19 protein-coding genes are annotated in these 21,540 nt (G+C 68.3%); 7 read left to right on the top strand and 12 right to left on the bottom strand.

Annotation, left to right across the window (positions count from 1 at the left end; all coding sequences use genetic code 11):
• Positions 1 to 29 precede the first annotated feature (29 nt).
• The 3 genes from ABFO07_RS05530 to ABFO07_RS05520 all read right to left on the bottom strand — a co-directional run bounded on the left by ABFO07_RS05530 (position 30) and on the right by ABFO07_RS05520 (position 2,458).
• Positions 30 to 1,352 carry an ABC transporter substrate-binding protein gene (locus ABFO07_RS05530; protein ID WP_059802101.1) on the bottom strand — a complete coding sequence of 441 codons (1,323 nt, stop codon included), beginning with the start codon at positions 1,350 to 1,352 and terminating at the stop codon, positions 30 to 32.
• Positions 1,353 to 1,451: 99 nt separating this feature from the next.
• Positions 1,452 to 2,228, bottom strand: coding sequence for an L-iditol 2-dehydrogenase (locus ABFO07_RS05525; RefSeq protein WP_059802103.1), 777 nt, complete (start codon positions 2,226 to 2,228; stop codon positions 1,452 to 1,454).
• Complete coding sequence (locus tag ABFO07_RS05520; RefSeq protein WP_155635998.1) at positions 2,225 to 2,458, bottom strand: hypothetical protein; 234 nt, start codon at positions 2,456 to 2,458, stop codon at positions 2,225 to 2,227. The genes ABFO07_RS05525 and ABFO07_RS05520 overlap by 4 nt, the downstream gene beginning before the upstream one ends.
• Before the next feature lie 83 nt (positions 2,459 to 2,541).
• On the opposite strand from ABFO07_RS05520, the gene ABFO07_RS05515 reads away from it, so the two are divergent.
• From ABFO07_RS05515 to ABFO07_RS05500, 4 genes are read left to right on the top strand one after another with little or no spacing between them, the layout of a single operon-like run.
• Entirely contained in the window at positions 2,542 to 3,030 is a 489-nt protein-coding gene (locus ABFO07_RS05515; protein WP_060149674.1) for a Fur family transcriptional regulator, read from the top strand.
• A gap of 27 nt (positions 3,031 to 3,057) precedes the next feature.
• A complete protein-coding gene (locus ABFO07_RS05510; RefSeq protein WP_059802105.1) occupies positions 3,058 to 3,996 on the top strand; it encodes a metal ABC transporter solute-binding protein, Zn/Mn family in 939 nt (312 codons plus the stop codon).
• Entirely contained in the window at positions 3,993 to 4,892 is a 900-nt protein-coding gene (locus tag ABFO07_RS05505; RefSeq protein WP_059802107.1) for an ABC transporter ATP-binding protein, read from the top strand. The genes ABFO07_RS05510 and ABFO07_RS05505 overlap by 4 nt, the downstream gene beginning before the upstream one ends.
• Entirely contained in the window at positions 4,885 to 5,670 is a 786-nt protein-coding gene (locus tag ABFO07_RS05500) for a metal ABC transporter permease (RefSeq protein ID WP_059879736.1), read from the top strand. The genes ABFO07_RS05505 and ABFO07_RS05500 overlap by 8 nt, the downstream gene beginning before the upstream one ends.
• Before the next feature lie 105 nt (positions 5,671 to 5,775).
• Here the strand turns inward: ABFO07_RS05500 and fghA are convergent, their stop codons facing one another.
• The 3 genes from fghA to ABFO07_RS05485 all read right to left on the bottom strand — a co-directional run bounded on the left by fghA (position 5,776) and on the right by ABFO07_RS05485 (position 9,367).
• The gene (gene fghA, locus ABFO07_RS05495) at positions 5,776 to 6,624 is read right to left on the bottom strand and encodes an S-formylglutathione hydrolase (RefSeq protein ID WP_059906622.1); all 849 of its coding nucleotides are present in this window, start codon (positions 6,622 to 6,624) and stop codon (positions 5,776 to 5,778) included.
• A 16-nt stretch (positions 6,625 to 6,640) separates the two neighbouring features.
• Positions 6,641 to 7,747, bottom strand: coding sequence for an S-(hydroxymethyl)glutathione dehydrogenase/class III alcohol dehydrogenase (locus ABFO07_RS05490; RefSeq protein WP_059802111.1), 1,107 nt, complete (start codon positions 7,745 to 7,747; stop codon positions 6,641 to 6,643).
• A 171-nt stretch (positions 7,748 to 7,918) separates the two neighbouring features.
• A complete protein-coding gene (locus ABFO07_RS05485) occupies positions 7,919 to 9,367 on the bottom strand; it encodes a xylulokinase (RefSeq protein WP_060149673.1) in 1,449 nt (482 codons plus the stop codon).
• 393 nt (positions 9,368 to 9,760) lie between these two features.
• Here ABFO07_RS05485 and ABFO07_RS05480 point away from each other — a divergent pair, with 393 nt between their 5' ends.
• A complete protein-coding gene (locus tag ABFO07_RS05480; protein WP_347468513.1) occupies positions 9,761 to 11,134 on the top strand; it encodes a nucleobase:cation symporter-2 family protein in 1,374 nt (457 codons plus the stop codon).
• A 204-nt stretch (positions 11,135 to 11,338) separates the two neighbouring features.
• Here ABFO07_RS05480 and ABFO07_RS05475 read toward each other — a convergent pair whose 3' ends face one another.
• Genes ABFO07_RS05475 through ABFO07_RS05465 form a run of 3 tightly spaced genes read right to left on the bottom strand, consistent with a single transcriptional unit; the run spans position 11,339 to position 17,346 of the window.
• Positions 11,339 to 12,862 carry an efflux transporter outer membrane subunit gene (locus tag ABFO07_RS05475; protein WP_059802117.1) on the bottom strand — a complete coding sequence of 508 codons (1,524 nt, stop codon included), beginning with the start codon at positions 12,860 to 12,862 and terminating at the stop codon, positions 11,339 to 11,341.
• Positions 12,862 to 16,062 (bottom strand): efflux RND transporter permease subunit, encoded by a 3,201-nt coding sequence (locus ABFO07_RS05470; protein ID WP_059557204.1) that lies wholly within the window; start codon positions 16,060 to 16,062, stop codon positions 12,862 to 12,864. Before ABFO07_RS05470 ends, ABFO07_RS05475 begins: the two co-directional genes overlap by 1 nt.
• 15 nt (positions 16,063 to 16,077) lie before the next feature.
• Positions 16,078 to 17,346 carry an efflux RND transporter periplasmic adaptor subunit gene (locus tag ABFO07_RS05465; protein WP_347468511.1) on the bottom strand — a complete coding sequence of 423 codons (1,269 nt, stop codon included), beginning with the start codon at positions 17,344 to 17,346 and terminating at the stop codon, positions 16,078 to 16,080.
• Between the two features lie 398 nt (positions 17,347 to 17,744).
• Here ABFO07_RS05465 and ABFO07_RS05460 point away from each other — a divergent pair, with 398 nt between their 5' ends.
• Entirely contained in the window at positions 17,745 to 18,386 is a 642-nt protein-coding gene (locus ABFO07_RS05460; RefSeq protein WP_059557200.1) for a TetR family transcriptional regulator, read from the top strand.
• Positions 18,387 to 18,494: 108 nt separating this feature from the next.
• On the opposite strand, the gene ABFO07_RS05455 is transcribed toward ABFO07_RS05460, so the two are convergent.
• The gene (locus ABFO07_RS05455) at positions 18,495 to 19,136 is read right to left on the bottom strand and encodes a cysteine hydrolase family protein (RefSeq protein WP_124480811.1); all 642 of its coding nucleotides are present in this window, start codon (positions 19,134 to 19,136) and stop codon (positions 18,495 to 18,497) included.
• 151 nt (positions 19,137 to 19,287) lie between these two features.
• Between ABFO07_RS05455 and ABFO07_RS05450 the strand changes: the two genes are divergently transcribed.
• Positions 19,288 to 20,274, top strand: a complete 987-nt coding sequence (locus tag ABFO07_RS05450; RefSeq protein ID WP_059802126.1) for a helix-turn-helix domain-containing protein — start codon at positions 19,288 to 19,290, stop codon at positions 20,272 to 20,274.
• Between the two features lie 48 nt (positions 20,275 to 20,322).
• Here the strand turns inward: ABFO07_RS05450 and ABFO07_RS05445 are convergent, their stop codons facing one another.
• Positions 20,323 to 21,030 carry a CoxG family protein gene (locus ABFO07_RS05445; RefSeq protein ID WP_059802128.1) on the bottom strand — a complete coding sequence of 236 codons (708 nt, stop codon included), beginning with the start codon at positions 21,028 to 21,030 and terminating at the stop codon, positions 20,323 to 20,325.
• Between the two features lie 28 nt (positions 21,031 to 21,058).
• Positions 21,059 to 21,418, bottom strand: coding sequence for a DUF427 domain-containing protein (locus ABFO07_RS05440; protein ID WP_059802131.1), 360 nt, complete (start codon positions 21,416 to 21,418; stop codon positions 21,059 to 21,061).
• Positions 21,419 to 21,540: the final 122 nt, after the last annotated feature.

The following is a 21,540-nucleotide window of genomic DNA, read 5'->3' as shown; positions in this document are numbered from 1 at the left end:
CCGCGCACGACGGCGCGGCGCGCGGCGCGTTACTTCTGGTAGCCGGCCTGCCGCACCGCGCGGTCGGCCGCGGCCTGCCCGGCCGCGAGCGCCTGGTCGACGCTCGATTGCCCCGCCACCGCGCCCGCGACGCTCTGCCCGACCACCGTGCCGAACGACTGGAATTCAGGAATCCCGACGTATTGCACGCCCGTGTACGGCACCTTCTTCGCGGACGGATCGGTCGGGTCGGCCGTCTGGATCGCCTTCAGCACGAAATCGGAGAACGGTGCGGCGGCCTTGTACTCGGCGCGCTGGTAGGTCGACGTGCGCGTGCCTGGCGGCACCGACGCCCAGCCTTCATCCTTGCCGACCATCTCGATGTACTGCTTCGACGTCGCCCACGCGATGAACTTCCTTGCCGCGTCCTGCTGCTTCGACGTCTTCGGGATCGCGAGCGCCCACGCCCACAGCCAGTGCGAGCCCTTCGGCGTCGCCGCGACCGGCGCGGCCGCATAGCCGATCTTGTCCGAGACCTGCGACTGCTGCTTGTTGTAGAGGATCCCCGCCGCAACCGTCGCGTCGATCCACATCGCGCACTTGCCGGACGCGGTCAGCGTCAGGTTCTCGTTGAAGCCGTTCGAACTCGCGCCCGGCGGGCCGTTCTTCTTCAGCAGGTTCACGTAGAACGTGACCGCCTTCTTCCATTCCGGCGACGTGAGCTGCGCATTCCATTTCTCGTCGAACCAGCGGCCGCCGAACGTGTTCACCACGGTCGACAGGTATGCCATGTTCTCGCCCCAGCCGGCCTTGCCGCGCAGGCAGATCCCGTACACGCCGTTCGACTTGTCGGTCAGCTTGTCCGCGAACTCGGCAATCTGGTCGTAGGTCGGCTGGTCGGGCATCTTCAACCCCTTCGCCGCGAACAGGTCCTTGCGATAGAACGTCATCGAGCTCTCGACATAGAACGGCAGCGCGTACAGCTGGCCGTTGTACGACAGGCTGTCGCGCGCGGTCTTCACGACATCGTTCAGGTCGTAGTCGGCCGGCAGGTTCGTCACCGGCGCGAGCCAGCCGCGCTTGCCCCACTGCGGCGTCTCGTAGGTACCGATCATCACGACGTCGAACTGGCCGCTGCCGGTCGTGATGTCGGTGGTCGCGCGCTGCCGCAGCACGTTCTCCTCGAGGATCACCCAGTTCAGCTTGACGTCGGGGTTGGCCTTTTCGAACGCGGGCGACAGCTTCTTCAGCTCGATCATGTCCGGATTGTTCAGCGTGGCGACGGTCAGCGTCGCTGCGTGCGCGCCGCAGGCAGCCGTCGCGAGCGCGGCGCACGCGAACAGGCGGGCGGCGGGGGGCGATTTTCGTTGCATGGCGTGTCTCCTGTGTTTTATTGATGGTGTCGATGTGTCGTCGGCCAGCGCGCGGGCGGCCGGGTTGCCGCCCCATTCCGTGCGCGCGGGCCGCCTGTCTCAGCTCATCCAGTTGCCGCCGTCGACGTTCAGCGTCTGGGCGGTCACGTAGTCGGCATCGGCCGACGCGAGGAACAGCGCGGCGCCCGTCAGGTCGGCGGGCACGCCCATCCGGCCGAGCGGCACCGCTTCGCCGACGAGCCGCTTCTTCTCGCCGAGCGGCCGGTTCTCGTAGCGCGCGAACAGCGCGTCGACCTGCTCCCACATCGGCGTGTCCACCACGCCCGGCGCGATCCCGTTCACGTTGATCCGGTGCGGCGCGAGCGCGAGCGCGGCCGACTGCGTGTAGCTGATCACCGCGGCCTTGGTCGCGCAGTAGTGCGACACGAGCGCCTCGCCGCGCCGCCCGGCCTGCGACGACATGTTGACGATCTTGCCGCCGCGCCCCTGCTCGACCATCCGCTGCGCGACCGCCTGCATCAGGAAGAACATCCCCTTCACGTTGACCGCGAACAGGCGGTCGAACACGTCCCAGGATTCGTCGAGGAGCGGGCGCATGTCGAACAGCGCTGCGTTGTTGAACAGGATGTCGATGCCGCCGAATCGCTCGGCCGCGGTGGCGACGATGCGCGCGATGTCGTCGCGGCGGGTGACGTCGGCGCTCACCGCGATCGCGCGGCCCGGATGGGCTTCGATGAGCCGCGCGAGCGATCCGCCGGCCGGCTTCACGTCGACGAGCACGCAGCGCGCGCCCTCGTCCAGATAGCGTTGCGCGACCGCTTCGCCGATGCCGCTTGCGGCGCCCGTCAGGATCGCGACCTTGTCCTGCAATCTCACTGGCTGTCTCCGGTTCGTTCTGCGTTGTGCGACGTGCCGCCGGGTGAGCGATTGCTCGCGACACGAATAATTGCTCTGCTTGCGATCAAATGATCGGATACGGAACCGAGGCTGTCAAGGCGGATCGCACCGGTTTCGATGATGCGGTGCGGCACGACGGCGTGCGAGGAATGGCGGCGGACGCCGGCCGGGCAAGGCGCAGCGGGATTGTGTGCGGCGCGGATCGACACGAACGTGTCGGCTGGCCGCATGCGCGGCGGTGCGATACGTTATATCATCGCGATATTCTCGTTCCCATCGCCCGTATTGCGCCATGGCTACTTCATCGTCACATGCGTCACATGCGTCACACGCATCGATCGCCGAGCGGCTCGCGCGCGCCGACGCGTTCGCCGCGGAGCACGGCCTCGCGTGGACGCCGCTGCGCCGGCAGGTCTACGAACGCGTGCTCGCCGCGCAGCGCCCGATCGGCGCGTACGACCTGCTCGCCGAACTCGAGCCGCAGCGCGGCCGGGTGCCGCCCACGACCGTGTATCGCGCGCTGGATTTCCTCGTCGAGCACGGCTTCATCCATCGGATCGAATCGAAGAACGCGTTCTTCGCGTGCTGCGAGATCGGGGTGCCGCACGAAGGCCAGTTCCTGATCTGCGAAGCCTGCGGCGAGACCGTCGAGATTCCCGGCGGCGACCTCGCGAAGCAGTTGTCCGCGAGCGCGCCCGCGCACGGTTTCGAGGTGCACCACCAGGTCGTCGAGCTGAGCGGCCTGTGCGGGCACTGCAAGGCCAAACCGGCGCAGCGCTGACGCCGCGCTTTCCACACGAGGAGATTCATGTCCCATGCCCTGACGCGCGCGCCGCTGCGTGCGCCGCTGCCCGCCCCGACGCGTGTTGCGCGTCCCGTCCGCTGGCTCGCCGCCGGCCTCGCCGCGCTGTCGCTCGCCGTGCCCGCGCTCGCGCAGGCGGCGGCCGTGAACGTGGTCGCGGCCGAGAATTTCTACGGCGACGTCGCGTCGCAGATCGGCGGCCGCCACGTCGCGGTGACGAGCATCCTCAGCAACCCCGACCAGGATCCGCACCTGTTCGAGGCGAGCCCGAAAACCGCGCGCGCGCTGCAGCAGGCGCAGCTCGTGATCTACAACGGCGCCAACTACGATCCGTGGATGGCCAAGCTGCTCGGCGCGTCGAAGCAGGCGAAGCGCGCGACGATCGTCGTCGCCGATCTGGTCGGCAAGAAGGCCGGCGACAACCCGCACCTGTGGTACGACCCGGCGACGATGCCGGCCGCCGCGCGCGCGATCGCCGCGGCGCTGGGCCGCGCGGACCCGGCGAACCAGGCCGACTACGATGCGAACCTCGCGAAGTTCGTCGCGTCGCTGAAGCCGATCGACGACAAGGTCGCCGCGCTGCGCGCGCAGTACAAGGGCGTGCCGGTGACCGCCACCGAACCCGTGCTCGGCTATCTCGCCGACGCGATCGGCGTCGAGATGCGCAACCAGCGCTTCCAGCTCGCGACGATGAACGACACCGAGGCGAGCGCGTCGGACATCGCCGCGTTCGAGAACGACCTGCGCAAGAAGCAGGTACGCGCGCTGATCTACAACAGCCAGGCCGAGGAGCCGATGACGAAGCGCATGCTGAAGCTCGCGCGCGACGCCGGCGTGCCGACCGTGAGCGTCACCGAGACGCAGCCGGCCGGCAAGACCTTCCAGCAATGGATGCTGGGCGAGCTCGACGCGCTCGGCAAGGCGCTTTCCGGCAGCAAGCCATGAGCGCGACGCCTCACGCCCTCGAACTCGATCACGTCACGCTCGACCTGGGCGGACGCACGATCCTGCGCGACGTCAGCTTCTCGATCGAGCCCGGCGAGTTCGTCGGCGTGCTCGGGCCGAACGGCGCCGGCAAGACCACGCTGATGCGCGCGGTGCTCGGCCTCGTGCCGGTGGCCGGCGGCGCGCTGCGCGTCGGCGGCACGCCGGTCGCGCGCGGCAACCCGTCGATCGGCTACATGCCGCAGATCCGGAGCGGCCTCGCGAGCCGCCGGATGCGCGGCTACGACTTCGTCGCGATGGCCGCCGACGGGCACCGCTGGGGCCTGCCGCATGCGAACGCCGCGACCCGGCGCGACGTCGACCGCGTGCTCGAGCTCGTCGACGGCCGCGCGCTCGCGCGCCGGCCGCTGTCGGAGCTGTCCGGCGGCGAACGGCAGCGGCTGCTGCTCGCGCAATGCCTGCTCGGCAGCCCGGGGCTGCTGCTGCTCGACGAGCCGCTGATCAGCCTCGATCCGAACCACCAGCGCGGCGTCGTCGAGCTGGTGCGGCGCGTGCAGCGCGAGCTCGGCATCACCGTGCTGTTCTCCGCGCACGAACTGAACCCGCTGCTCAACGCGCTCGACCGCGTGCTGTATCTCGGCAACGGCGTCGCGGCGCTCGGCACCGTCGACGAGGTGATCACGAAGCCGGTGCTGTCGCGGCTGTACGGCTCGCCGATCGACGTGATGCGCGTGAACGGCAGGATCTTCGTGATGTCGGGCGACGTGGAGGTCGAGAAGCACGACCACGAGCACGAAGGCGACGACGACGGCCACGGCCACGCGCACGGCGGCCACGGCCATCACCACCACGGACACGCGCACCCTCACGCGAGCGGGCAATCACACGATGTTTGAATACGATTTCATGATCAACGCCTTCGCGGCGTCGGGAATCGTCGCGGTGCTCGCGGGCATCGTCGGCTACTTCCTGGTGCTGCGCGGGCAGACCTTCGCCGGCCACGCGCTGTCCCACGTCGGCTTCACCGGCGCGACCGGCGCGGTGCTGCTCGGCATCTCGCCGATCTGGGGGATGGTGGGCTTCACGCTCGCGGCCGGCATCGGCATGGGCGCGCTCGGCGAGCGGCTCGCGGGGCGCGACGTCGCGATCGGCGTGATCCTGTCGGTCGCGCTTGGCTGCGGCCTGCTGTTCCTGCATTTCTATACGTCGTTCGCGACGCAGGTGACGGCGCTGCTGTTCGGCAACGTGCTGGCCGTCAGCCACGACACGCTCGCGGTGCTGGCCGGGATCGGCGCGGTGAGCCTCGCGGCGCTCGCGCTGATGGCGCGCCCGCTGCTGTTCGCGTCGCTGCAGCCCGAGCTCGCCGAAGCGAAGGGCGTATCGCTGCGCGCGGTGTCGGTGCTGTTCCTCGCGGTGTGCGCGCTGGCGGTTGCCGCGGCCACGCAGATCGTCGGCGTGCTGCTCGTGTTCACGCTGCTGGTCGGCCCGGCCGCCGCCGCGCAGAACGTGTCGACGCGGCTGTCGACGGGCGTCGTGCTCGCCGCGCTGTTCGCGCTGTTCGAAGCGTGGGCCGGGATCACGCTCGCGTATCACACCGACTGGCCGACGAGTTTCTGGATCACCGCGCTGTCGGCGCTCGTGTATGGGGCGAGCCTGTTGCGGCGGCATGCATGACGCGCGCGGCAGCGCGACTGCGTGCATCATGAAAAACGCCGGCGTGCCTTCGAAGGCCACGCCGGCGTTTTTCATTGCGCATCCCGCATGACGCGGGTCACACCGTCATCGCCCGAGCACCCGCGCATGATGCGCGATGTGATCCGCGATGAACGTCGAGATGAAGTAGTACCCGTGGTCGTAACCCGCATGCCGCCGCAGCGTCAGCGGCTGGCCCGCCGCCGCGCAGGCCGCCTCGAACACGTCGGGATTCAGCTGGTTCGCGAGGAATTGATCGGCGAGCCCCTGATCGACGAGGATCCCTTCCGTGAACTTCCGCGCGTCGGCGCGCGCGACCAGCTCGCTCGCGTCGTAGCGCTTCCACGCGTCGCGATCCGCGCCCAGGTAGCCTGAGAACGCCTTCTCGCCCCACGGGCAGCGCGTCGGCGCGGCGATCGGCGCGAACGCCGACACCGAGCGATACACGTCCGGATTGCGCAGCGCGAGCACGAGCGCGCCGTGCCCGCCCATCGAGTGGCCGAAAATGCCGAGCCGCGCGCCGTCGATCGGCAGCTCGGCCGTCACCGTCTCGCGCAGCTCGTCGACGACATACGAGTCCATCCGGTAATGCGTCGACCACGGCGCTTCGGTCGCATCGACATAGAAGCCCGCGCCTGCGCCGAAGTCCCACGCGTCGGTCTCGCCCGGCACGCCCGCGCCGCGCGGGCTCGTGTCGGGCATCACGAGCGCAAGCCCGTGCTGCGCCGCGTATTGCTGCGCGCCGCCCTTGATCGCGAAGGTCTCCTCGGTGCAGGTCAGCCCTGCCAGATAGAACAGCGCCGGCACGCGGCCGTGCGCGGCCTGCGGCGGCAGGTACACGGCGAACTTCATCGGCAGGCCGATCACCGCGGAGTCATGCCGATAGAAGCGCTGCTCGCCGCCGTGGCACGCGTGTGACGAAACGAGTTCGAGCATCGTCGTCGCTCCGCGATCAGTACAGCACGACCGAGCGGATCGACTCGCCCTTCTTCATCAGGTCGAAGCCGTCGTTGATCCTCTCGAGCGGCAGCGTGTGCGTGATCAGGTCGTCGATGTTGAGCTTGCCTTCCATGTACCAGTCGACGATCTTCGGCACGTCGGTGCGGCCGCGCGCGCCGCCGAACGCCGAGCCCTTCCATTCGCGGCCCGTCACGAGCTGGAACGGCCGCGTGCTGATTTCCTCGCCCGCCGCGGCCACGCCGATGATGAACGACTGGCCCCAGCCCTTGTGCGTGCATTCGAGCGCCTGGCGCATCAGCTTCACGTTGCCCACGCATTCGAACGAGTAGTCCGCGCCGCCGTCGGTGAGCTGCACGATGTGGTCGACCACGTTCTCGACTTCGTTCGGGTTGATGAAGTGCGTCATCCCGAACTTCTTCGCGAGCTCGACGCGCTTCGGGTTGATGTCGACGCCGATGATCTTGTCCGCGCCGACCATCTTCGCGCCCTGGATCACGTTCAGGCCGATGCCGCCCAGCCCGAACACGACCACGTTCGCGCCCGCCTCGACCTTCGCCGAGTACACCACCGCGCCGACGCCCGTCGTCACGCCGCAGCCGATGTAGCAGATCTTGTCGAACGGTGCGTCCTCGCGCACCTTCGCGACGGCGATCTCCGGCACCACGATGTAGTTCGAGAACGTCGACGTGCCCATGTAGTGGAAGATCGGCTTGCCGTCGAGCGAGAAGCGCGACGTCGCGTCGGGCATCAGGCCCTTGCCCTGCGTCGCGCGGATCTTCTGGCACAGGTTCGTCTTGCGCGACAGGCAGAACTTGCACTCGCGGCATTCCGGCGTGTAGAGCGGAATCACGTGATCGCCCTTCCTCACCGTGCCGACGCCGGGGCCGACGTCGACCACGACGCCCGCGCCTTCGTGACCGAGAATCGCCGGGAAGATCCCTTCCGGGTCCGCGCCCGACAGCGTGTAGTAGTCGGTATGGCAGATGCCCGTCGCCTTCACCTCGATCAGCACCTCGCCCGCGCGCGGCCCTTCCAGATCGACTTCCTCGATCGTCAGCGGCGCACCCGCCTTCCATGCAATCGCGGCTTTCGTCTTCATCGTGTGACTCCTATCAATAGACATGGCCGCGCCGCGCGTCGTCGCGCGCGGCACGGCGAAATGAAATCGTGCTCGCCATGATGGCCGATCGCCGCACGCGCCACGTGCGCGAAACAGCCGCCAGGTTGCCGGAATGCGTCATCGATGACGCAAAACGACAAGTGCCCGAGTTTAAACGCCCATCGTGAACCATGCATCGGTTCGCGCATAGAGGTCGATGAAGCGCGCATGCCGCACCGCGAGCGCCGCGTCGCCGCGCGGCGCAGCCACCCGCGACGCGCCCGGCGCGAGCGCGCGCAGCGCGTCCTCGCGCCAGTGGCCGAGCGCGACGCCCGCAAGCAGCGCCGCGCCGCGGGTCGCCGCGTTCGGGCAATCGACCGCCTCGAGCGACGCGTCGAGCGCATCGGCCAGCAACTGCCGCCAGCGCGGATCGACCGAGCCGCCGCCCGCGAGGCGCAGCGACGCGACCGGCACGCGGGCCGCGTCGGCATCGCCCGTTCCGCGAATCGCATCGAGCCCCGCCCGCAGTGCGAACGCAACGCCTTCGAACGCCGCGCGCATCATCGCGCCGCGCGTGTCGCCGAGCCCGAGGCCGAGCCAGCCGCCGCGCGCATCCGGGTTCATCCACGGCGAGCGCTCGCCGCTCAGGTAGGGCAGGAAGCACAGCCGTTCCGATGCGGGCTGCGCGAACGCGTCGTCGTAGGCGGCCGGCCAGTCCGCATAGCCGAGCCAGCCGCGCGCCGCTTCGAGCGCGAGCCCGACGTTCTGCATCGCCGCCATCGTGTAGTAGCCGCTGCCCGCCGCCGCGCGATAGCGATGCAGCCCGCGCCGCGCGGCCGGCAACTGGCCCGCGAGCACGACGATCTGCCCGCCGCTGCCGGTGGTCAGCAGCGCGTCGCCGTCGGCGACGAGCCCGCTGCCCAGCGCCGCGCACGCGGTATCGGCCGCGCCGGTCGCGAGCGGCACGCCGGCCGGCAGGCCGAGCGCCGCGGCCGGCTCGGCGGCGAGCACGCCGCACGGCGCGCCCGACGCGCGCAGCGGCGCGAACAGTTCGCGCCGCAAGCCGAAGCGGCCGAGCAGCGCCGCATCCCACGCGCCGTCCGGCGCCGCGAGCGCGGTCGCGCACGCATCGCTCGGATCGGCGGCCATCTCGCCGCCAAGCACGACGCGCAACCAGTCCTTCGGCTGCACGGCCCAGCGCGCGGCGCGCCATGCGGCCGGCTCGTGCGCGGCAACCCAGCGCAGCAGCGGGCCCGCCATGCCCGGCGCGACCGGGTTCGCGCCGTCCGGCCAGTCGGCCGCGTCGGCGAAGCGCACGGCGCGCGTGTCGGGCCAGAGCAGCGCGGGCCGCACCGGGCGGCCGGCCGCATCGAGCAGCACGACGCCGTGCATCTGCCCGGAAAAGCCGATCGCGCGAACCTGCGCGCGCTCGTCGGCGGGCAGCCGCGCGGCCGCGCGTACGAGCGCCTGCCACCACGCATCCGGCGCGATTTCCGCCCAGCCGGGCTGCGGCGACGACAGTGCATAAGGTTCGCTCGCGACCGCCCGTTCGACGCCGTCGGCGTCGAGCGTGACGAGTTTCACCGAGCCGGTGCCGAGATCGATTCCGAGCAAGCGCATCACGTGGCGACGATTCGAATTGAGGGATTCAGATGATAGCGGGACCGGCGTACTCGCCCCATTAATCGGCGCGCGTATTCGCCCCCCCGAAAAACCGCTGCTTACGGGATAACCCGGTGCAGTTTTTCGCAAGTCGAAATGGCCATTATTCCGCATCAGCGATACACACCATAAAGCGGCCGATATTTGACAGGGGCGCCAGCGCTATTTTGGATGGCTATAAAACCGGGAAACCTCACTCCCACGGCGATTCCCGATGCACGACATCCCGCACCATGCCGAATTGGCATATCGAACCAGCAAAGAACGGAATAGAACCCAGTGCTCTTGTTGCGGTTTTGCATTCCGCATAACTTCGTACCACCCCGAATACAAGATCATGGAGTGAGACAGATGCAATCGAACACGGCCCATCCGTGCGATGAGGTGTTGCCGGCCGGCAAGCTCGTTACGCTCGGACTGCAGCACGTTCTCGTCATGTACGCCGGCGCGGTCGCCGTGCCGCTCATCGTCGGCGGCGCGCTCAAGCTGCCGAAAGACCAGATCGCGTTCCTGATCAGCGCCGATCTGTTTTCCTGCGGCATCGCCACGCTGATCCAGACGCTCGGCCTGTGGATCTTCGGCATCCGCCTGCCGGTCATCATGGGCTGCACGTTCGCCGCGGTCGGCCCGATGATCGCGATCGGCACGAACCCCGGCCTCGGCATCCTCGACATCTTCGGCTCGACGATCGCGGCCGGCATCATCGGCATCGTGCTCGCGCCGACGATCGGCAAGCTGCTGAGATTCTTCCCGCCCGTCGTCGTCGGCACGGTGATCTCGGTGATCGGCCTGTCGCTGATGGAGGTCGGGATCAACTGGGCCGCGGGCGGCGTCGGCAACCCGGAATACGGCAGCCCCGTCTACCTCGGGCTGTCGCTGCTGGTGCTCACGCTGATCCTGCTGATCAACAAGTACGGCCGCGGCTTCATCGCGAACATCTCGGTGCTGCTCGGCATCGTCGCGGGCTTCGCGATCGCGTTCGCGATCGGCCGCGTGAACACGGACGGCGTATCCGTCGCGCCGTGGGTCGGGATCGTGATGCCGTTCCATTTCGGCTGGCCGCACTTCGACCCGCTGTCGATCGCGACGATGGTCACGGTGATGTTCGTCACCTTCATCGAATCGACCGGGATGTTCCTCGCGGTCGGCGACATGGTCGACCGGCCGGTCGACCAGGATCGCCTCGTGCGCGGCCTGCGCGTCGACGGCCTCGGCACGCTGATCGGCGGCATCTTCAACTCGTTCCCGCATACGTCGTTCTCGCAGAACGTCGGCCTGATCGGCGTGACGGGCGTGAAGAGCCGCTTCGTCTGCGCGACGGGCGGCGTGATCCTGGTGCTGCTCGGGCTGTTCCCGAAGATGGCGCAGGTCGTCGCGTCGGTGCCGCCGTTCGTGCTCGGCGGCGCGGGGATCGTGATGTTCGGGATGGTCGCCGCGAACGGCGTGAAGGTGCTGTCGAAGGTCGACTTCGTGAACAACCACCACAACCTGTTCATCGTCGCCGTGAGCATCGGCATGGGCCTCGTGCCGGTCGTGTCGCCGCACTTCTTCTCGAAGCTGCCGGGCGCGCTCGCACCGATCCTGCACAGCGGCATCCTGCTCGCGTCGGTATCGGCGGTTGTCCTGAACATCGTATTCAACGGCGTGAAGGGCGAGAAGGAGGCGAAGTGCGACATCCGCCGCGCCGGGCACGACTTCGACGGACGGCCGGCCGACCTGCATTGATGCACGGACGCGCCGCGAACCGCGGCGCATCGTCCGGCCGCCAGACGCCACGGCACCGCCGTGGCGTTTTTCATGGCGCGGCGGCCGCGCGAATCGATCGCCGCAAATGGAAACGCCACGGATTTTCATCCGTGGCGTTGTCGTATGCGCTGACGACCGGGTGACCCTCCGCAGCGGCCACCCTTGGCTGCCTGCCGCGGGAGGTTACCCGTTGGCCGCCGTCGATGCCGGCGCCGGCGCGGCCGCCTTGTCGTAGTCGACCGCCTGATCGGCCGGACGCGGCGTCTCGCCGGCCCGCTGGATCCAGCCGCCGCCCAGCGAGCGGTACAGGTCGACGAGGTTCGTCCACCGTGCGAGCCGCGCGCTGATCAGCGACTGTTGCGCCGCGTACAGGTCCGTCTGCGCGGTCAGCACCGACAGGTAGCTGTCCACGCCGTTCTTGTAACGCAGGTCCGACAGGTCGTAGCGACGCTGCTGCGCGTGCTCGTTGCGCTGCAGCGCGGCGATCTGCTGGTCGTACGTGCCGCGTGCGGCCAGGCCATCCGACACCTCGCGGAACGCCGACTGGATCGCCTTCTCGTAGTTCGCGATCTCGATGCGCTTCTGCACGTTCGCGAGATCGAGGTTGGCGAGGTTCGCGCCGCCCTCGAAGATCGGCATCGTGATCTGCGGCGCGAACGACCACGCCGCCGTGCCGGCCTTGAACAGCCCGCCCAGCGTCGGGCTCGCGGTGCCGAACGCGCCCGTCAGCGAGATCTTCGGGAAGAATGCCGCGCGCGCCGCGCCGATGTTCGCGTTGGCCGCGAGCAGGTTCTGCTCCGCTTCCATGATGTCCGGACGGCGTGTGAGCAAGTCCGACGGCAAACCGGCTGGAATGTCGGTCAGGAAGTTCTGCGCGTCGAGCGGCAGGCCCGGCGGCAGGTCGTCCGGCAGCGGCTGGCCGATCAGCAGCACCAGCGCGTTCAAGGCCTGCGCGCGGGCACGCGCCTGCGCCTGCTGGTTCGCCAGCGCCGTTTCGACGATCGTCTGCGCCTGGCGCAGGTCGAGCTCCGAGCCGGTGCCGTTGTCGAACTTCAGCTTCGTCAGGTCGTACGACGCCTGCGCGGATTTCAGCGTGTCTTCCGTCACCTTCAGCAGGTCGTCGGTCGACAGCACCGTCAGGTACTGGTCCGCGACCTGCGACACCAGCAGGATCTCCGTCGCCTTGCGCGCCTGCGCGGTCGCGAGGTACTTCGCGAGCGCCTGGTCCTTCAGGCTCTGGATCCGGCCGAACAGGTCGAGCTCCCACTGCGCCTGCAGCCCGACGTTGTACGTCGTCGAGATGTTGCGCCCCGGGATCGCCGTGAGCCCGTTCGGCGTGCGTGTGCGGTTGCCGGTGCCCACCGCGTCGAGCTTCGGGAACAGGTCCGCGCGCGTGATCTGGTACTGCGCGCGCGCCGCCTCGATGTTCAGCACCGACACGCGCAGGTCGCGGTTGTTCTTCAACGCGATGTCGATCAGCCGCTGCAGGCGCGGATCGACGAAGAATTCGCGCCAGCCGATGTCGGTCGCCGCCTGGCCGTTCGCGCTGCGCGCGCCGGCCGTCGCGGCCGGCTGCGTCGCATAGACGCCACCGGACGGGAACGCCTGCGCGACGGGCGCATCGGGCCGCTTGTAGTGCGGCGCCATCGTGCAGCCCGTGGCGAAAAGCGCGACCGCGATTGCAGTCAAAGCATGTTTTTGCATCATCACTGCCCCTTCTTCTCGTCGTCGCCGTGGCTGCCCTTCTCCGCCTCGTGCATGTGGTCCTGCGCAAGACGCAGCGCCTCGTCGACGTCTTCCTTCTCGCCGCTGAAGATCGCGCGGATCTTCACGAAGAACATCGGGATCATGAAGATCGCGAGGAACGTCGCGGTGATCATCCCGCCGATCACGCCCGTGCCGATCGCGTGCTGGCTCGCCGAACCCGCGCCGTTGCTGATCGCGAGCGGCATCACGCCGAGAATGAACGCGAGCGACGTCATCAGGATCGGACGCAGCCGCAGGCGCGCCGCTTCCAGCGCGGCCTCGATCGGCCCCATCTTCTCCGTCTGCTGCAGTTCGCGCGCGAACTCGACGATCAGGATCGCGTTCTTCGCCGACAAGCCCACGGTGGTCAGCAGGCCGACCTGGAAGAACACGTCGTTTTCCAGACCGCGCATCGTCGCCGCGAGCAGTGCGCCGATCACGCCGAGCGGCACGACCATGATCACCGAGAACGGGATCGACCAGCTTTCATACAGTGCCGCGAGACACAGGAACACGACGAGGATCGAGATCGCGTACAGGATCGGCGCCTGCGAACCCGACTGGATTTCCTGGTACGACAGCCCCGTCCACGAATAGCCGACGCCGTCCGGCAGCTTCTTCGCGAGCGCTTCCATCGCCGCCATCGCCTGGCCGGTCGACTTGCCCGGTGCGGCCTGGCCCTGGATTTCCATCGCCGAGATGCCGTTGTAACGCTCGAGCTTCGGCGAACCATACGTCCAGTGACCGGTCGCGAACGCGCTGAACGGCACCATCCCGCCCGAGCCGTTGCGCACGTACCAGATGTTCAGGTCTTCCGGCGTCATCCGGAACGGCGCATCGGACTGCACGTAGACCTTCTTGATCCGGCCGTCGGTGTCGAGGAAGTTGTTCACGTACTGCGATGCCCACGCGATCGAGAACGTCTGGTCGATCGCCGACGCGGTGACGCCGAGCGCATTCGCCTTCTCGCGGTCGATGTTCACCTTGTACTGCGGCGTATCGTTCAGGCCGTTCGGACGCACGCCCTGCAGCGTCGGATCCTTCGAGGCCATCCCGAGCAGCTGGTTGCGCGCGGCCATCAGCGCGTCGTGGCCGACCCCCGCGTTGTCCGTCAGCTCGAAGTCGAAGCCGGCGGCGGTGCCGAGTTCCGGAATCGACGGCGGGTTGAACGGAATCACGAGCGCGTCCTTGTAACCCGCATAGCGCCCGAACATCCGGCCGATCAGCGCCTGGACCTTCTGGTTCGCGTGCTGACGCTTCGCATAGTCCTTCAGCCTGACGAACACGAGGCCCGAGTTCTGGCCGCGGCCCGCGAAGCTGAAGCCGTTGACCGTAAACGCGGATTCGACGATATCCTTCTCGTCCTTCAGCAGGTAGTCGGAAATGTTCGCGAGCGTCTTCGCGGTGGTTTCCTGCGTCGAGCCGGACGGCGTCTGCACGATCACGAACATCAGGCCCTGGTCTTCATCCGGCAGGAACGACTTCGGCAGGCGCACGAACAGCAGGCCGACCGCGACGATCACGACCAGGTAGATGATGAGCCAGCGGCCCGAGCGCTTGATCACGTGGTGCACGCCGACGTGGTACTTGTCGCGGCTCTGGTTGAACGTGCGGTTGAACCAGCCGAAGAAGCCCTTCTTCTCTTCGTGGTGACCCTGCGGAATCGGCTTGAGGATCGTCGCGCACAGCGCCGGCGTCAGAATCAACGCGACGAGCACCGACAGCACCATCGCCGACACGATCGTCAGCGAGAACTGGCGATAGATCGCGCCCACCGAGCCGCCCGAGAACGCCACCGGCACGAACACCGCCGACAGCACGAGCGCCACGCCCACCAGCGCGCCGGTGATCTGGCCCATCGCCTTGCGGGTTGCTTCCTTCGGCGACAGCCCCTCTTCCGCCATCACCCGCTCGACGTTCTCCACCACCACGATCGCATCGTCCACCAGCAGGCCGATCGCGAGCACGAGGCCGAACATCGACAGCGTGTTGATCGAGAAGCCCACCATCGACATGATCGCGAACGTGCCGAGCAGCACCACCGGCACTGCGATCGTCGGGATGATCGTCGCCCGCAGGTTCTGCAGGAACAGGTACATCACGAGGAACACGAGCACGATGCCTTCCAGCAGCGTCTTGACCACTTCCTCGATCGACAGCTTCACGAACGGCGTCGTGTCATACGGATACGCCACCGACAGGCCGTGCGGGAAGTACTTCGACAGCGTGTCCACCTGCTGGCGCACCGCCTTCGCCGTCGCGAGCGCGTTCGCGTTGGTCGCGAGCTGGATGCCCAGCGCCGCGCTCGGCTTGCCGTTGTACTTGGTGTCGAAGTTGTAGTTTTCCGCGCCGAGCGCGACGTGCCCGACATCCTTCAGGCGCACCTGCGAACCGTCCTGGTTGACCTTCAGCAGGATGTTGCCGAACTCCTCCGGCGTGCGCAGCAGCGTCGCCTCGGTGATCGTCGCCTGCAGCATGGTGCCCGGCTTCGCCGGCGTGCCGCCGAGCTGGCCGCCCGCGACCTGCACGTTCTGCGAGCTGATCGCGCTCGTCACGTCGACCGGCGTGAGGCCGTAGTTGGTCAGGCGGTTCGGATCGAGCCAGATCCGCATCGCGTACTGCGAGCCGAACAGCGTGACGGTGCCGACGCCGTTGAGACGGCTGATCGGATCCTTCACGTGCGACGCGACGTAGTTCGCGAGGTCGTAGCGGTTCATGCTGCCGTCTTCGGACGTGAAGGCGAGCACCAGCAGGAAGCTGCTGCTCGACTTCGTCACCGACAGGCCGAGCTGCTGCACGACCTGCGGCAGGATCGGCGTCGCGAGCGACAGCTTGTTCTGCACCTGCACCTGCGCGATATCGGCGTTGGTGCCCGGCGCGAACGTCAGCGTGATCGTCGCGGTGCCCGAGTCGTCACTCGTCGACGACATGTACAGGAAGTTGTCGAGACCGCTCATCTGCTGCTCGATCACCTGCGTCACCGTGTCTTCCACCGTCTTCGCGGAAGCGCCCGGATAGTTCGCGGTGATCTGGATCGATGGCGGGGCGATCGTCGGATACTGCGAGATCGGCAGCGTGAAGATCGCCGCGACCCCGGCCAGCATCAGGATGATGGCGATCACCCACGCGAAGATCGGGCGATCGATAAAAAACTTTGCCATGAAACAGGCTCCCTGTTATTGCGCGCTCGACGCGGCGGCGCTCGAAGCCGCTGCACCCGATGCGGCTGCACCCGATGCGGCGGCGGACGAACCCGCGGCAGCCGGCGCGGCGGTTGCGGCAGCGCCCGAAGCGGCGCCCGGCGCTTGCGCGAGCGTCGCCGGCACGGCCTTCACGGTCGCGCCCGGGCGCACCTTGTCGATGCCTTGCACGATCACGCGGTCGCCCGCCTGCAGGCCGCCTTCGACGACCCAGTCCTGGCCCTGCATGCCCGCCGTCGTCAGCTGGTGCGGCGCGACCTTGTTGTCCGCGCCGACCACCAGCGCGACCGCCTGGCCCTTCTGGTCATGCGTGACGCCGATCTGCGGCACCAGGAACGCGTTCTCGTTCACGCCTTCCTCGATGCGCGCGCGCACGAACATCCCCGGCAGCAGCACGCGGTCCTTGTTCGGGAAGATCGCGCGGATCGTCACCGAGCCCGTCGCCTGGTCCACCGTCACGTCCGAGAACTGCAGCTTGCCCGGCTCCGAATACGTCTTGCCGTCTTCCAGGATCAGCGACACCTTCGCCGCGCCCGGGCCGCTCGTCTTCAGCTTGCCGCTCTGCACGTCCTGGCGCAGCTTCAGCCCGTCGAGGCTCGATTGCGTGAGGTCCACGTACACCGGGTCGAGCTGCTGCACGGTCGACATCAGCGTCGCCTGGCTCGCCTGCACGTAGGCGCCCGGCGTGACCTGCGAGATGCCGACGCGGCCCGTGATCGGCGACACGACGTCCGTGTAGCCGAGGTTGATCTGCGCGGAGTCGACCGCGGCCTTGCCGGCCGCGACGTCGGCGGCGGCCTGCCCTTGCGCGGCCACCGCGTTGTCGTAGTCCTGCTTGCTGATCGCGTTCGCGCCAACGAGCACCTTGTAGCGCGAGACGAGTGCGTTCTGCGTCGCGAGGTTCGCCTGCGCCTTCGCGAGCGTCGCCTTCGCGCTGTTCAGCTGCGCGATGTACGGCGCCGGATCGATCTTGTAGAGGCGCTGGCCGGCCTTGACGTCGCTGCCTTCGGTGAATTCACGGCGCAGCACGATGCCGTCGACCCGCGCGCGCACCTGCGCGACGAGGAATGCGTTGGTGCGGCCCGGCAACTCGGTGAACACCGCGACGTTTTGCGGCTGGACGGTGACGACGCCGACTTCCGGCGTTTGCGGCGGCGGTGCCGATTCTTTTTTCCCGCACGCGGCCAGGAAAACGGCGGCCGTCGCGACAGTGATTAGGCGGTATGGAACCCGTTCGACGCGCATGGAGCGACCTCTGTGTATAACCAATGGAATGAGTGCTGCACCCGACCCGAGCGCAACACGGATGCGCCTCGCGGCGCAGATCGAACACCTGAATTACTGGACTGCTGGATACAGCAAGCGGCACGAGACCACAGTGCCGACGAGACGCCGCGAACTGCGGCCTGGTACTTTGGCGGGAATCAGCAGCTGGGATATTAACTGATTGCCCCTTTGGCCATTCGATCGTAGGGTGCTATTGTATATACATTCACGAATGTATGTAAAAAGCCCTCTCAGCCCATCCCACGAATCGGTATTACGGATTGTTACGAATCGCAAGCATATCCGGTTTTGGACTTCCGGAGCGAGGGTGCGAACCTTATTATCCCGCCCACCGATCGATCACCCCAGGCCTGCATATGGTCAGACGCACCAAGGAGGAAGCCCTTGCCACGCGCAACAGCATCCTCGACGCCGCCGAACACGTATTCTTCGAGAAAGGCGTATCGCACACGTCGCTCGCGGACATCGCCCAGCACGCCGGCGTGACGCGCGGCGCGATCTACTGGCACTTCGCGAACAAGGCCGAACTGTTCGACGCGATGTTCGACCGCGTCTTCCTGCCGATCGACGAGCTGAAGACGATGCCGAGCGACGCGCCAGGCAGCAACCCGCTCGACAAGGTCCGCAAGATCCTGATCTGGTGCCTGCTCGGGGTCCAGCGCGATTCGCAGCTGCGCCGCGTGTTCAGCATCCTGTTCATGAAGTGCGAGTACGTCGCGGACATGGAGCCGCTGCTGCAGCGCAATCGCGCCGGCATGAGCGAGGCGCTGCACGCGATAGAAGGCGATCTCGCGATGGCCGTCAGGCTGAAGCTGCTGCCCGAGCGGCTCGATACCTGGCGCGCGACGCTGATGCTGCATACGCTCGTAAGCGGCTTCGTGCGCGACATGCTGATGCTGCCCGACGAGATCGATGCGGAGCGGCACGCGGAAAAACTCGTCGACGGCTGTTTCGACATGCTGCGCTACAGCCCGGCGATGCTGAAGGACGAGGATTGATGCAGCCTGCCGGCGGCGGATTGCCGGCTCCATATAGAGTAGAGCCGGCTCGCGGCCCCGCTCTGCCACCGGCCGCCGGCCGCGCCCGGCGAACGAACCCGCCCCCGCTCAGGCCGCCTCGGCGCGACGCGCGCGCGCCCGCCGGTTCGACCCGGACACCGAATCGCGCGCCGGCATCGCGCCGCCCGCCAGCCCTGCGATCCACGCATCGGTCGACATCACGGCCGCGAAGTTCGACTGGAACACGACCGTGAACGCACGATGGATCTCCTCGGCGCTCGCCGCGCCGGCCGCGTTCTCGTACGGCACCGCGCCCGTCGCATCCTCCAGGTACTCGACGCCCAGGCCCGCGTGCGCGGCGTGGTACACCGTCGACGCATTGCAGTTGTGGGTCATGTAGCCGGCCACCGCGAGCGTGTCGATGCCGTGCGCGTCGAGCCACGCGGCGAGATCGGTGCCCGCGAACGCGCTCGCGTGCGCCTTCTCGATGCGGTGCGCGTACGGCCGCGACGCGACTACCGGATGCAGCGCGACGCCGTCGGTGCCGGGCGCGAAGATCGGCGCGCCGGCCGGCGCGACGTGCTGGACGACGATCACCGGCACGCCGGCCGCATGCGCGGCATCGATCGCACGGCCGATGTTCGCGAGCGACGCGTCGACGCTCGGGTATTCGATCGGCAGGTCGCCCGTCACGTATTCGTTCTGCACGTCGATCACGATCAGCGCGCGGCGGGAAGCGGGTTTCGTCATGGCGTTCTCCAGGTCCGGACGCGCCACCCCGCCCCGGCGCGGGGCGGTCGGCAGCGCGATGCGATGCATTGTCGAGCCGCGCCGCCAGCCGCGACAGTGGCCCGATTGCCATTCTTCGATAGAATCAGGCCATCCCGCTCCGGAGACTGCCATGGCCGCTGACGCCTCGCCCACCGTCGTCGCCGCGATCGCGTTCGACGGCATTAGTCCGTTCCACCTGTCGGTGCCGTCCGTCGTGTTCGGCCGCGAACGCGACGCGGCCGACACGCCCGCGTTCGATTTCCGCGTGTGCTCGGCGGATCGGGGCCCGCTCGCGACGACGGGCGGCTTCACGATCTCGGCGCCGCTCGGCCTCGACGCGCTCGACGACGCACAGATCGTCATCGTCCCGAGCTGGCGCGACCCGGCCGAAACCCCGCCGGCGGTGCTGCTCGACGCGGTGCGCGCCGCCGCCGAACGCGGCGCGCTGCTGGTCGGGCTGTGCCTCGGCGCGTACGTGCTCGCGGCCGCGGGCCTGCTCGACGGCCGCCCGGCCACCACGCACTGGGCGTGGGCGGACGACTTCGCGCAGCGCTTTCCGCGCGTGAAGCTCGATCCCGACGTGCTCTACGTGGATGACGGCAACCTGATGACGTCGGCCGGCACCGCCGCCGGGCTCGACTGCTGCCTGCACGTGGTGCGCCGGCGTTTCGGCACGGAAGCGGCGAACCAGATCGCGCGGCGCCTCGTGATTCCGCCGCACCGCCAGGGCGGACAGGCGCAATACGTGCCGCAGCCCGTCGCCGCGCACCCGCGCGACGCGCGGCTCGCGGGCCTCCTCGACTGGGTGCGCGCGCACCTGGATACCGCGCACAGCGTCGATTCGCTCGCGGCGCGCGTGCTGATGAGCCGGCGCACGTTTACGCGCCACTTCCGCCACGCGACCGGCACGACCGTCACCGCCTGGCTGCAGGCCGAACGGCTTGCGCGCGCGCAGCACCTGCTGGAAACCACGGGACACTCGATCGACGCGATCGCGCAAGCGGCCGGCTACGGCTCGAGCGTGTCGCTGCGCCAGCATTTCGCGAGCGCGCTCGGCACGTCGCCGTCGGCCTATCGACGGGAATTTCGCGGAACGCCGCCCGACGCGCGGCGCTGACGGCCGCCGCGCGGGCGGCGGCCGGGCCGGTTCGTGCTCAGCGTTGACTCAGCCGTTGAACCAGCGCGCCGCGTAGAGCAGCATCGCGACGAACAGGATCATCGCCGCCCACGCCCAGACGGGCACCGTGCCCGATGCACGGTGCGGCAGCGCGCTGGCTGCCCGGCCGGTCAGCGCGTTGCCGAGATGCTGCAAAGGCGGCCGCTTGGCGGTGGCCGCCAGCGACGCGGGACGCAGGAACACGTGCTGGCGCCGCTGCGGGCTCGTGCGCGCGAGGTTCGGCGCGAGGCCGTGCTTCGCCTGCACGACCGCGCAGAACTCGCTGAAGAAATCGTCGGCCCACTCGTGCAGCGCGTTCTCGATCTGCCGCGCCGGCAGTTCGGCGAGCGGCCCGGTCGCCGTCGCCCACACCACGTACTCGACGCGGGTGGCGCCCGCGTCCTCCGCTTCCGGATACAGCACGATATCGATCTGGCCGCGCAGCGCGCCGAGGCCGTCGGCCCGCGCCTTGAAGTTCAGGATCCGGCGCGGCAGCCCTTGCGCGTCGCCCTGCTCGCCCGCGACGTGCGCCCGCACGTCGTAACGCGCGCGCAGCGGGCCGAGCGGCACCGTCAGCGTCAGCGCGTACTCGCCGCGCGCCAGCTCGACGAACGATTCGCAATGGTCGAAGCTCGCGCGCAGCAGCGCGATGTCCTCCAGCGACTCCCGGACCACCGACGGCGCAAGCGGAATGCGAAGTGCGTCGTTCAGTTCCATGATGCCTCCCCGATGAACACTTGCCGGCTCAGGACGTCTCGACGAGACCGTCGACCCTGGCGGCATCGAAGGCGACATAGCGCGCGAGCGCCAGCGCCGCCTCCTTCGGTTCCTCGTAACTCCATGCGGCGTTCTCGATCACGCCGTCTTCGGTCTGCAAATCAAAATAGCTCGCATGCCCCTTGAGCCCGCAGACCGTCGTGAGGCTCGACCGCACGAGCCGGTGCATGTTGACGTCGGTGCGAGGCAGATAGTGGACGTCGGGCAGGCCCGCCTCGCGCACGGTCAGCGCGCCGAGCGAATCCGCATACGTAATCCCCTGATGGATCACACGCACGCGGTGACGGTTCGGCACGATTTCGAGGCGAGGATCGGCTGCATCAGACATCGTTCTCCCCAACGGACGTTCCGGCAGGCTGACCGGGGTTCGCACAAGAAGCAAAAAAGCCACGGCGCGGATGCCGTGGCTTTCATTATCGGCGAAAGTCGCACGAATTGTGCGTCCGTCGC

It is taken from the genome of Burkholderia stagnalis (assembly GCF_039848545.1).
Taxonomy (GTDB): Bacteria; Pseudomonadota; Gammaproteobacteria; order Burkholderiales; family Burkholderiaceae; genus Burkholderia; species Burkholderia stagnalis.
Note: the sequence above shows the minus strand (reverse complement) of the source record. Positions and strands in the feature narration are given on the sequence as shown.

Excerpts from the sequence above, each read along its gene's own strand:
- ABFO07_RS05530 (WP_059802101.1), bottom strand. The coding sequence starts at position 1,352 with ATGCAACGAAAATCGCCCCCCGCCGCCCGCCTGTTCGCGTGCGCCGCG.
- ABFO07_RS05445 (WP_059802128.1), bottom strand. The coding sequence starts at position 21,030 with ATGGAACTGAACGACGCACTTCGCATTCCGCTTGCGCCGTCGGTGGTC.
- ABFO07_RS05475 (WP_059802117.1), bottom strand. The coding sequence starts at position 12,862 with ATGATGCAAAAACATGCTTTGACTGCAATCGCGGTCGCGCTTTTCGCC.
- ABFO07_RS05460 (WP_059557200.1), top strand. The coding sequence starts at position 17,745 with ATGGTCAGACGCACCAAGGAGGAAGCCCTTGCCACGCGCAACAGCATC.
- ABFO07_RS05490 (WP_059802111.1), bottom strand. The coding sequence starts at position 7,747 with ATGAAGACGAAAGCCGCGATTGCATGGAAGGCGGGTGCGCCGCTGACG.
- ABFO07_RS05500 (WP_059879736.1), top strand. The coding sequence starts at position 4,885 with ATGTTTGAATACGATTTCATGATCAACGCCTTCGCGGCGTCGGGAATC.
- ABFO07_RS05470 (WP_059557204.1), bottom strand. The coding sequence starts at position 16,062 with ATGGCAAAGTTTTTTATCGATCGCCCGATCTTCGCGTGGGTGATCGCC.
- ABFO07_RS05515 (WP_060149674.1), top strand. The coding sequence starts at position 2,542 with ATGGCTACTTCATCGTCACATGCGTCACATGCGTCACACGCATCGATC.
- ABFO07_RS05510 (WP_059802105.1), top strand. The coding sequence starts at position 3,058 with ATGTCCCATGCCCTGACGCGCGCGCCGCTGCGTGCGCCGCTGCCCGCC.
- ABFO07_RS05465 (WP_347468511.1), bottom strand. The coding sequence starts at position 17,346 with ATGCGCGTCGAACGGGTTCCATACCGCCTAATCACTGTCGCGACGGCC.
- ABFO07_RS05505 (WP_059802107.1), top strand. The coding sequence starts at position 3,993 with ATGAGCGCGACGCCTCACGCCCTCGAACTCGATCACGTCACGCTCGAC.
- fghA (WP_059906622.1), bottom strand. The coding sequence starts at position 6,624 with ATGCTCGAACTCGTTTCGTCACACGCGTGCCACGGCGGCGAGCAGCGC.
- ABFO07_RS05455 (WP_124480811.1), bottom strand. The coding sequence starts at position 19,136 with ATGACGAAACCCGCTTCCCGCCGCGCGCTGATCGTGATCGACGTGCAG.
- ABFO07_RS05440 (WP_059802131.1), bottom strand. The coding sequence starts at position 21,418 with ATGTCTGATGCAGCCGATCCTCGCCTCGAAATCGTGCCGAACCGTCAC.
- ABFO07_RS05485 (WP_060149673.1), bottom strand. The coding sequence starts at position 9,367 with ATGCGCTTGCTCGGAATCGATCTCGGCACCGGCTCGGTGAAACTCGTC.
- ABFO07_RS05450 (WP_059802126.1), top strand. The coding sequence starts at position 19,288 with ATGGCCGCTGACGCCTCGCCCACCGTCGTCGCCGCGATCGCGTTCGAC.
- ABFO07_RS05480 (WP_347468513.1), top strand. The coding sequence starts at position 9,761 with ATGCAATCGAACACGGCCCATCCGTGCGATGAGGTGTTGCCGGCCGGC.